Annotated in this window: 15 protein-coding genes; 7 read left to right on the plus strand and 8 right to left on the minus strand. The window is 73.5% G+C overall.

Features of this window, described 5'->3' with window-relative positions; translation table 11 throughout:
- The 4 genes from SZN_RS32870 to SZN_RS32885 all read right to left on the minus strand — a co-directional run.
- Positions 1-882 (minus strand): MbnB/TglH/ChrH family RiPP precursor modification enzyme (locus tag SZN_RS32870; protein WP_007503608.1); only part of this gene is annotated, 882 nt, incomplete at its 3' end.
- A gap of 100 nt (positions 883-982) precedes the next feature.
- Complete coding sequence (locus SZN_RS42970; protein WP_007503609.1) at positions 983-1,465, minus strand: hypothetical protein; 483 nt, start codon at positions 1,463-1,465, stop codon at positions 983-985.
- Between the two features lie 113 nt (positions 1,466-1,578).
- Positions 1,579-2,133 (minus strand): class IV adenylate cyclase, encoded by a 555-nt coding sequence (gene cyaB / locus SZN_RS32880; protein WP_007503610.1) that lies wholly within the window; start codon positions 2,131-2,133, stop codon positions 1,579-1,581.
- A gap of 16 nt (positions 2,134-2,149) precedes the next feature.
- On the minus strand, positions 2,150-2,623 hold the full coding sequence (locus SZN_RS32885; protein ID WP_007503611.1) for a hypothetical protein: 474 nt from the start codon (positions 2,621-2,623) through the stop codon (positions 2,150-2,152).
- Between the two features lie 114 nt (positions 2,624-2,737).
- Between SZN_RS32885 and SZN_RS32890 the strand changes: the two genes are divergently transcribed.
- Positions 2,738-3,007: a hypothetical protein gene (locus SZN_RS32890; RefSeq protein ID WP_007503615.1), complete on the plus strand. Its 270-nt coding sequence runs from the start codon at positions 2,738-2,740 to the stop codon at positions 3,005-3,007.
- Positions 3,008-3,085: 78 nt separating this feature from the next.
- Here the strand turns inward: SZN_RS32890 and SZN_RS32895 are convergent, their stop codons facing one another.
- Entirely contained in the window at positions 3,086-3,844 is a 759-nt protein-coding gene (locus tag SZN_RS32895) for a GntR family transcriptional regulator (RefSeq protein ID WP_007503618.1), read from the minus strand.
- Positions 3,845-4,075: 231 nt separating this feature from the next.
- Between SZN_RS32895 and SZN_RS32900 the strand changes: the two genes are divergently transcribed.
- The 6 genes from SZN_RS32900 (at position 4,076) to SZN_RS32915 (ending at position 6,759) form a co-directional block, all read left to right on the plus strand.
- On the plus strand, positions 4,076-4,327 hold the full coding sequence (locus tag SZN_RS32900) for a hypothetical protein (RefSeq protein WP_007503620.1): 252 nt from the start codon (positions 4,076-4,078) through the stop codon (positions 4,325-4,327).
- On the plus strand, positions 4,324-4,524 hold the full coding sequence (locus tag SZN_RS32905; protein ID WP_007503622.1) for a hypothetical protein: 201 nt from the start codon (positions 4,324-4,326) through the stop codon (positions 4,522-4,524). Before SZN_RS32900 ends, SZN_RS32905 begins: the two co-directional genes overlap by 4 nt.
- A gap of 71 nt (positions 4,525-4,595) precedes the next feature.
- Complete coding sequence (locus SZN_RS41105; RefSeq protein ID WP_139063640.1) at positions 4,596-4,793, plus strand: hypothetical protein; 198 nt, start codon at positions 4,596-4,598, stop codon at positions 4,791-4,793.
- 47 nt (positions 4,794-4,840) lie between these two features.
- Positions 4,841-5,284, plus strand: coding sequence for a DUF6415 family natural product biosynthesis protein (locus SZN_RS37960; RefSeq protein ID WP_244313459.1), 444 nt, complete (start codon positions 4,841-4,843; stop codon positions 5,282-5,284).
- Between the two features lie 130 nt (positions 5,285-5,414).
- Entirely contained in the window at positions 5,415-5,579 is a 165-nt protein-coding gene (locus tag SZN_RS41690) for a hypothetical protein (protein WP_007503627.1), read from the plus strand.
- Between the two features lie 10 nt (positions 5,580-5,589).
- On the plus strand, positions 5,590-6,759 hold the full coding sequence (locus SZN_RS32915) for a methyltransferase domain-containing protein (protein ID WP_007503629.1): 1,170 nt from the start codon (positions 5,590-5,592) through the stop codon (positions 6,757-6,759).
- A gap of 72 nt (positions 6,760-6,831) precedes the next feature.
- Here the strand turns inward: SZN_RS32915 and SZN_RS32920 are convergent, their stop codons facing one another.
- The 3 genes from SZN_RS32920 to SZN_RS32930 are packed head-to-tail and all read right to left on the minus strand — an operon-like array spanning position 6,832 to position 8,501.
- Positions 6,832-7,575 carry an aminoacyl-tRNA hydrolase gene (locus SZN_RS32920; RefSeq protein ID WP_007503630.1) on the minus strand — a complete coding sequence of 248 codons (744 nt, stop codon included), beginning with the start codon at positions 7,573-7,575 and terminating at the stop codon, positions 6,832-6,834.
- A gap of 44 nt (positions 7,576-7,619) precedes the next feature.
- Positions 7,620-7,799, minus strand: a complete 180-nt coding sequence (locus SZN_RS32925) for a hypothetical protein (RefSeq protein ID WP_007503632.1) — start codon at positions 7,797-7,799, stop codon at positions 7,620-7,622.
- An 18-nt stretch (positions 7,800-7,817) separates the two neighbouring features.
- Positions 7,818-8,501 carry a polysaccharide deacetylase family protein gene (locus SZN_RS32930; protein WP_007503634.1) on the minus strand — a complete coding sequence of 228 codons (684 nt, stop codon included), beginning with the start codon at positions 8,499-8,501 and terminating at the stop codon, positions 7,818-7,820.
- Between the last annotated feature and the right edge of the window lie 221 nt (positions 8,502-8,722).

Below are 8,722 nucleotides of genomic sequence, written 5' to 3' on the forward strand. Positions count from 1 at the left end.
GGCCTCCCGGCGCGCGGGGCGTGCCGCCTCGGCCCGCGACGGCGCCGGCCGTCCGGCGAAACCCTTCACCAGCGCCTCCCGGATCGCCCCCAACTCCCGCTCCAGCTCGGCCGGTTCGGGGAAGTTCTCGTCCCGCTCCAGCAGCACCCCCGGCGGGGACACCCGGGCTGCGAGATCGGTGAGGACGTCCAGGACCTGCGGCGGGACGGGGTGGGCGTGGCTGTCGTGCCACACGCCGTCCCGCTCGAAGCCGCCCGCGACATGGACGTAGGCGATGGCCTCCAGGGGCAGCTCCGCCAGCGCCTCGGAGGGGTCCTCCCCCCGGTTGACCTGGTTGGTGTACAGGTTGGCCACGTCGATCAGCAGGCGGACCCCGGTGCGGTCGGCGAGTTCGTACAGGAACTGCCCCTCCGTCAGCTCCTCGCCCGGCCACGAGATCAGCGCGGCGATGTTCTCCAGGGCGAGCGGCACGGGCAGCGCGTCCCGCGCGATCCGGACGTTCTCGCACAGCACGTCGAGCGCGTCCCGGGTGCGCGGCACGGGCAGCAGGTGCCCGGCCTCCAGCGCGGGCGAGGCGGTCAGCGCCCCGCCCGCCCGGACGAACGCGATGTGCTCGCTCACCAGCGGCGAGCCCAGGGCCTCCGCCCGCTCGGCGAGCGCCGCGAGCCGGCCGGCGTCGGGCCGGCCGGCGCCGCCCAGCCCCAGGGAGACACCGTGCGGGACGACGCTGACGCCGCGCTCCCGCAGCCGTACCAGCGACTCCGGAAGATGCCCGGGGCAGACGTTCTCCGCGACCGCCTCGACCCAGTCGACGCCCGGCATGCGCTCCACGGCGTCCGCGATCTCCGGACGCCACCCGATCCCCGTCCCCAGTCGCTCCATCGTCCCCTCCTCGGCCTCTTCGGTACCCGCGGTCCCGTCCCCCCGGACGTGTCGGGGGTATGACCCCGCGCGCGCCGCCCGAACCGCCCGGCGGACACCTTCAGAGCAACATTTGAGGTGGGGCCGCGGCCCGGCCCGCGCGGCACCCGCCGCGAACCGTCGCGTGAGGCCGTACGCACGGGACGCCGCGGACGTTCAGCGGCCCGCCGTCCGCCGCAGCGCGCTGGGACGTCCGGCACCCGAGCCGTTCCCGCGGACGCACCGATGCCACCTCCGAGGCGAGGGCGACCGCGTGGCCGGTAACCGTGGCCGCCTGCTCGACCTCGCCGGCGGTCAGGTACGAGTCAGCGAGCCACGACAGGTACAGGCTCTTGTCGCGGGCGTGCGCGTCGTCGTAGCGGGCGAGTGCTGCCTCAAGGACGGGCACGGCGCGGAGCGGGCGGCGCAGCTCGGTCCAGCAGCGCAGAGTGCGTCGGCGTGCCCAGTCGCGGAACTGCTTCGGGGTCTTGCCCAGGGAGCACGCGGCCGGCTCGGTCGGCACGAGCTGCCGCCCGTCGCGGCCGGTCTGCTTCGAGGGGAGCACGTCCCCGGTGTGCGCTCCGCGCGCTGTGCTGGCGCCTGCTGGCCGAACAGGGCGACGCGCGGACTCCGCGCCGCCGACGGGCGGCGGGGCCCCTGGACGGGTGCCGTCGCCGCTCAGCGCCGCTGCGCGGCGACGACACCCGTGTACGTCTCCCGCGTCAGGTCCTCCGGGACGATGCCCAACTCGGCGAGCACCGCCCGGATGTCGTCCATGGCCGCCGCGAGATCCTGCTCGTCGACCAGCGTCTCGACCTCCAGGTAGGTCCCGTCGATCTCGGGGACCCGCACGAGCGTGGCGAGCATCTGCCGGCCCCGCGCGGCGAAGTCGTAGTTGCGGCATCGCTTCTCGAAGGCGATCAGCTCCACATGGCCGAGGCCGAGCAGGATGGCGTGCGCCTGGTCCACGTCGTCGACTCGGGTCTCGTGCTCCGGCTTCGACCCGGATTCCTCGTCGACGGCCGCGCCCTTGTACGTCAGGACCGTGCGCGTGCCGTCGGCGCCGTGAACCGTGCGCACCCGCAGTTCTTCGCCCGCCTTCTCCAGTGAGCCGTCCGGCCGGTCGTAATACGTGTCCCGGTACACCTCGGTGCGCGCGGTCGCGCGCTCGTCCAGTTGCCGCATGACCTGTTCGGGTGCGTGGACGCGTGCCTTCAACTCTGCCTCGATCATGTGCCGGACCTCCCCGTCAGACTGTGCGCTCTGCGCCGCCAATGATCGCCTCGAACATCCGCCGGAAGCCGCGGTACAGCGGACCGTGCGGAGTCTCCATCACCTTGTACAGCGCCGACTCGTGCCCTTCCCACCCGGCATCGAACACGCTGACGAACATGGTCCCGTCGGTCCGGACGAGACGCCATGTCGGGAGCATCCGGTACCGCCATACGCCAATGTCGCCCGCGTCGGCGAGCTCGCGCAACCGCGCTTCGGTGAGCCGTACCCCGGAAGCGAGGGACTCGGCGGACTCGCCGATCTCCGCCGCCCGGCGCGCCAGGGCTTCACTGTCGGGGTCAAGGAGGGCGAACCGGATCCGCAGGCCCTTGCCGCCCTGTTCTCGCGGCAGGCAGGCGCGCAGCAAGGAATCGTTGAGGCCGATCAGCCCGAGGCCGCGCACGGCCAGCACGTCCAGTTCCGTGGCCGCGCGGGCCTGCTCGGCGGGCACCTACCCGCCCGCCGTCGGATCGGCCAGCGGGTGGGGCGCCTTCACGATCGGCGTCGTCCTGGTGGCCGGCATGGACGACCCGCCGGCGCCGCACCTGAGGAAGAGGGTCCGCTGATGGATGCGGGGGCGCTTGCCGGCGGGGCGGTCGCCCTGCTCGTGGGCCTGCTGTCGTGGGGCCAGTCCCGTGCGACCAACCGCAGGGAAAATTTCCGGGCGATCACCGACAGGCTCGACCGCGAGGTCCAGGAAGAGCGAACGCAGCGGCGGCTGCTGACGCGCGCGTACCTCGACCTGCTCCAGTGGGCGCGCCGGGTGGGCCCGGACACCCCGGCAGGCCCGGCACCCGAGCCGCCCGCCGAACTCGACCTGTCGCCCTGGCGCTGACCACCATGCGGCCCCCGCTCTCCTTCGGGAGGGCGGGGGCCGCATTCGTGCGTCCGGAGCCGGATGGAGCCGTACTCCTCAATCCTCCAGCCGGATGCGGAAGTCGACGATGGTGGTGTCACCGCGGCGGACGATCGGGTGCGCGACCTCGACGACCCGGCCGGTGTCGGCGATGTGCCGCCGGGTGTACCGCAGTACCGGCACACCCGAGCCGATCCGCAGCGTCCCCGCCTCCACCTCGGTGGGCATGCCCGCCTGGAACGACTCGCTGATCTCCGTGACGCGGATACCCAGGGACGACATCTGCGCCCGGGTACCGCCCGGCCACGGTTCGTTGATGGGGTCGGCGACAGGTGTGCTGCCCACGTCCGACCAGAGCACGTAGCTCGTGGACATCTGGGTGGGCTGGTCGTTGTCGTAGAAAACGAAGTGTCTCGCGAGGAGCCGCTCGCCCGCCTCGCACTCGAACAGCGCGGCGAGCTTGGCGTCTGCCTGGACCCGCTCGAACTTCTTGTCGAGCCGGTACTCGGACCAGGAGATCCCCTGATCCTTCGTGTACGGCGTCGACCTGGTGCCGGGCGTCTGCCGGTACCGGTCGGCGGGCATCCGGTGGATGGCCGGGCGCTTCCTCACGAGGGTGCCCGCGCGGGCGCGGGACTCCAGCAGGCCCTCACCGACGAGCAGCCGGATGGCGTTGCGGACGGTGATCTCTGAGACGGCGTAGTGGGCGCACAGGTCCGGCAGGGTGGGGATGCGGTCGCCGGGCTCGAACTCGCCGCCCGGCGCGATGCGTCGGCGCAGGTCGGCAGCGATGCGCAGGTACTCAGGCTGTGCCACGGCGATACTCCCGACTCCACTGATCGCGTCAATGTGTATACGCATACTCTCCCGTTCCGCTTGACCAACGCCAATCGCCCCGACAATCTGAATACACAAAGCACGTATCCGTATTCAGATACCGTCTGTCTCCGGGGGACAGCTATGCCCGAGTCGGGTCATACATGGCGAAAAGTTTTCAAGGCCGAGCCCATCGAGGCCGGGCACGTACGCCTGTGGACCGCCCGCTGCGTGAGTCACGCCGACGCCCCCCTCATCGCCCACGAGCTGTACGTCGCCGTGCTCGGCGCGGGCGCCTCCGTCATCGAGATGACCCTCTCGACGGCCGGCGCGCGCATCCGAATCACGGCCTACGGCCAGGACCCGCTGCCCGTGCTCTACAGCCACGGCCCCGGCTGGCAGATCATCGACGGCTTGTGCCATCTCTCCGGGCTCACCACGGACGAGTGCGGGCTGTGGGCGCAGGTAGGGACGAACCGGTGACGCGGGGACTCCCGGCCACCGCCGGCTGGGACGTCGCGGACACCCGCGCGCTCGGCGCCGGGTCGAGCGTGGCGATCCCACCCGCCCGGTGCACGACGGGGCCCGGCCCGCGCTGGCGCGTCTGCCCCGGCGAGGACAGCTGGCTCACCGACCCCGACGCGCTCGGCCGACGGTCGGGGGCGGAGCTGTCGACATGAGTGTCCTTGAGGTTCAGCAAAGCCCGGCGGCCGCTACCGGCCCCGGGGATGGCCGACTGGTTGGAGTCGACATGAACAACGCTACAGCCCCGAAAAGCGGGGACACGATGACGATTCGCGTCTACACCGTGACGCGGGACGGACGCATCACGGCGGACAGCGGCACCAGGCGGGTCAAGCCGCCGTCCGAGCTGCCGGACAACCGGGGCGGCTATCCGCCCTGCCGCTGCCCCCGCCACCGCGCCGAGCGGGCGGCGGCAGTCCGGTGACCGCCGCCCAGGATCAGGCGCAGTGCCACGCGCCGAGCGTGGCGACCATGCGCGCGGCCGCGGCCTGGTTCCTCGACCAGCGCACCCTGCCCCGTCACGAGAACCTCAGGCTCTGGTCCGCGGACCTCACGGCCTTCCTGGAGCACCTGATCCACGAGACCGGGCTGCTGGCCGCCGGCCTGCCGCCGTACGACGTCCCCGGGCGGGTGGCCATGGTCTGCGTCGACGAGGCGCGCCTGCGGCTGAGCATGCCGGAGGCCGCTGGCCTGAACGGTGAGACGCAGCGCGTGAGATGCCTCGCCCGTTCCGTCGTGGCCCTGTGCGACCACTACGACACACTCACGGGCGCACGCATGTGCCTCGCCTGCGACAAGCCGCTCGACGACGGCCGGCCGGTCGTGCCGTACGAGACCGAAGGCCCCTCCGGGGGTGCGAAGGCGTCGGGCCGCATCCACGCGGCCTGCGTCGGCACGGGCCGCCCCCGCCGCTGACGCCGCCCGCCTTGCCCGGCGCACAGGGCCCCGCGGCGACCACCGGGTCAGGGTCGCACCCAGGACGCCGTCCGCCGGAGCTTCGCAAGGCTCCGGCGGGAGGTGCCGCCTTCCCTCCGCGGACGGCGGCTTGCACGATGACAGCACGGACGACGAGGAGACGACGATGAGTCAACTGGTGATCGACCTTATGGCCGGCGGTGGCGGGGAGGGCGGTGACGGTCTGCCGGGCGAGCCGTGGCCGGGTCCGCAGGACCCGCCGTCCCCCGACGGCGGCCCGAAGAGCGTCGGCTGATCCGGCTGAGATGACACTCGACGGAGTGGAGGAGGGGCGGACCGAGCTGGGCCGCTCCCTCCTGGAGCGCGGGGCACTGACCTCCGACTGGGTTTTGGCCTTCGCGGCCGTGCCCCGGTCGGCGTTCCTGCCCCGGCGGATCTGGCCGTACGACATGGACAGCGGTACGTCCGTCTCCGTGGACCTGCGCGACGAGCCCGGACTGTGGTTCACGTACGCCGACTCGGACGTCCCCGTCGTCACGCAGTGGGACGACGGCCGCGGCACCGGGCGGGGCGTCACGGCGACATCGTCCGCGTCGATGCCGTCCGTCGTGTTCCGGATGCTGCGCGACCTCGACGTGAAGGCAGGCCACCGGGTTCTGGAGATCGGGACCGGCACCGGGTGGAACGCCGCGCTCCTCGCGCAGCGAGTCGGCCGGGAGAACGTCGTCAGCATCGAGATCGACACGGCCGTGGCCGCCGCGGCCCGCGACAACTGCGCGCGGTTCGGCACCCCCCTGCTGGTCCTCGAACGTGACGGCGCGGACGGCGACGAGCCCGGGGCGCCCTACGACCGGACCATCGCCACGGCCGGTGTGCGGGCGGTCCCCGCCGCATGGGTCCGCGACACCCGGCCCGGCGGGCTCATCCTCGCCCCGTGGGGCACGCACTTCAGCAACGAGGACGCCACCGTGCGCCTGGAGGTCGCCGGGGACGGCAAGACGGCCTCGGGCAGGTTCACGGGCCCCGTGGAGTTCATGAAGCTGCGCGCGCAGCGCGGCGAGTTCGCCGGGCACGACGCGTACGTCACGAAGGGGCTGGAGGGCGCCGACCGCACGGTGACCCGGATCACGGAGGAGGAGTTGCTGGACACCGGGCCGTTCACCGGCCGGCGGTTCGTGCTGGGGCTGCGGGTCCGGGACTGCCGGCACCAGGTCGCGGAGAGGCGCAACGGCGCGCGGCCCGTGTGGTTCTACGGGCTGGGCGACCGGTCGTGGGCCTGCGTGATGTTCCAGGACGGCGGACGGGAGGCGCCGGTGTGGCAGTCCGGCCCGCGCCGGCTCTGGGACGAGGTGGCGGCCGCGCTGGACTGGTGGCGGGGAGCCGGGAAGCCCGGCTACGAGCGGCTCGGCCTCACGGTCGGCCCCCAGGGCCAGCGTGCGTGGCTGGACGACCCGTCGGACGCCTGGGACGTCTGAGCCCGCCTCAGGTGTCGCGCGGCGGCCGGGGGTGTGCCCTGCGACTGTCCGAGACGCCCACGCAGAGCAACTTCACGGCCGTCGCAAGCGCGGTAGAGAACCGACACGGTGATGCCCTTCGACAGCAAGAGTTATCCCGGGCGCGATCTCCGTGAACCCCGCGTCGCGCACCAGCGGCAGACCCGCGTGCGTCAGCTCGGCCCAGCGCGCGGCCGGGGCGGTCCGTACGGCCAGCGGGAACCCGGCGTCGCGCCACGCCGCGCGCTCCCCGTCCGACAGCTCCCACCAGGCGAGCTGGGCCCCGTGCCCGGTCTGCGCCATCGCCTTCCCGGCCGACATGCCCAGCTCGGGGTTGAGCCAGAGCACCGGCGCCGAGGGGTCCGCGTCCGTGGCCGGCTCCGGGTCGTCGAGGTCCGTACCGGACACCTGGAGCTTGGCCAGGTCCTTGGGCCAGGCGTCCAGCGGCACGGGCGGGAACACCCGCACCTCGGCCGAGGCGCCGGTGACGGTGATCCCGGGCAGCGCTTCCGCGCGCCGCCACTGCGCGCCGCGCGCCCGCCGCACCACCTTGCGGATCCGCGCGTCCTGCCAGTCGCGCACCGCCTCCGCCCACTCGCCCCCGCCCGCGGACCGCTCGTCGGAGAGGAACACCAGCACCGCGCGGGCGGAGGTCTCCAGCGCGTCGGTGCGGGCCGGGGGAGCGGCGCGCTCGATCCGTACGACGAGGGGGAGCACGAACTGCGGTGCCCGGTCCCGCGCGCCGGGCTCGGACCGGAAGGGGCTGTCGTCGGCGGACGTCGCGTCAAGGCTCACCACGCCACCCTACGGGGCGCCGGAAGCCGCCCGGCGGCCCGCACCGGTCACCCCGAACAGGCCGTGCGCTGCGCCTCCTGCCACTCGCAGACCGGACACAGCGTGATCCCCTTGTACGACTCCGGGTACTCGGTCTGCTCCCGGCACAGCACGCACTGCGCGTACGGCGGCCCGTCCGCGGGGGGAGGCTTCACCGCGTCCGTGATCGTGCAGTAGTCCTCGCTCATGCCTCCAGCGTAGGACGCTCAGCGGCGTCCGCCCGCCGCCCCGATCAGGGCGGACACCTTCACGAACCGGAAGCCGCGCTCGCGCAGCTCGGGCACCGTGCGGCGCACCACCGCCTCGGTGGTCGGGGCGGCGCTGCGCGTGCAGTGCAGCACGACCACCGACCCCGCCCGCACCCCGGCCAGCAGGCCGCGCGCCACCGCGTCCGCGTCCGTCGCGAACGCGTCCCCGCCCACCACGTCCCACTGCACGGCGGTGACACCGGCCGAGGCCAGACTCCGCAGCGCGCGCCGGTCGTAACAGCCCCCGGGGAAGCGGAAGTAGGGCATCGGGTCCGTCACCCCCGCCCTCCGCAACGCCGTGTACGCCCGTCGCACGTCGGCCCGCATCCGCTCCTCGCCCACGGTCGGCAGTCCGTAGCAGCCGCCGGTGAAGGCGTAGTGGCTGTAGGAGTGGTTGGCGACCTCGAAGAGCGGATCCCGTCCGATGGCGCGCGCCTGCCGGGGGTACTGCTCGGCCCACCGCCCCGTCATGAAGACGGTGGCCGGCACCTTCAGCTCCCGCAGCGCGGCGATCAGCCCCGGGTTGTCGAACCGCTCCCCGGCGGCCGCCCGCGGTCCCTGGGCGGCGGTCATGTCGGCGTCGAAGGTGAGCGCGAGGGTCTTGTCGCCGCCGCGCGGGCCGTGCTCGAAGACCGGGGTCACACCGGCCGGTCCGGGGGCGAGCGTGGGCGGGCCGGGCGACGGCGGTGCGGCGGGGGAGGCCGTGCCAGGGGCGGACGCGGGTGGCCGGGGGCGGCGCGGGCGCCGTGCAGGCGGCGAGTGCGGCGAGGGCGGTGCAGGCCGCGCCCAGGGCGCAGACGGCGGCGACACGTCGTACACGACGTGATCACCGAACGACGATATGATGATCATTCGGACTGGTC

Source organism: Streptomyces zinciresistens K42, assembly GCF_000225525.1.
Taxonomy (GTDB): Bacteria; Actinomycetota; Actinomycetes; order Streptomycetales; family Streptomycetaceae; genus Streptomyces; species Streptomyces zinciresistens.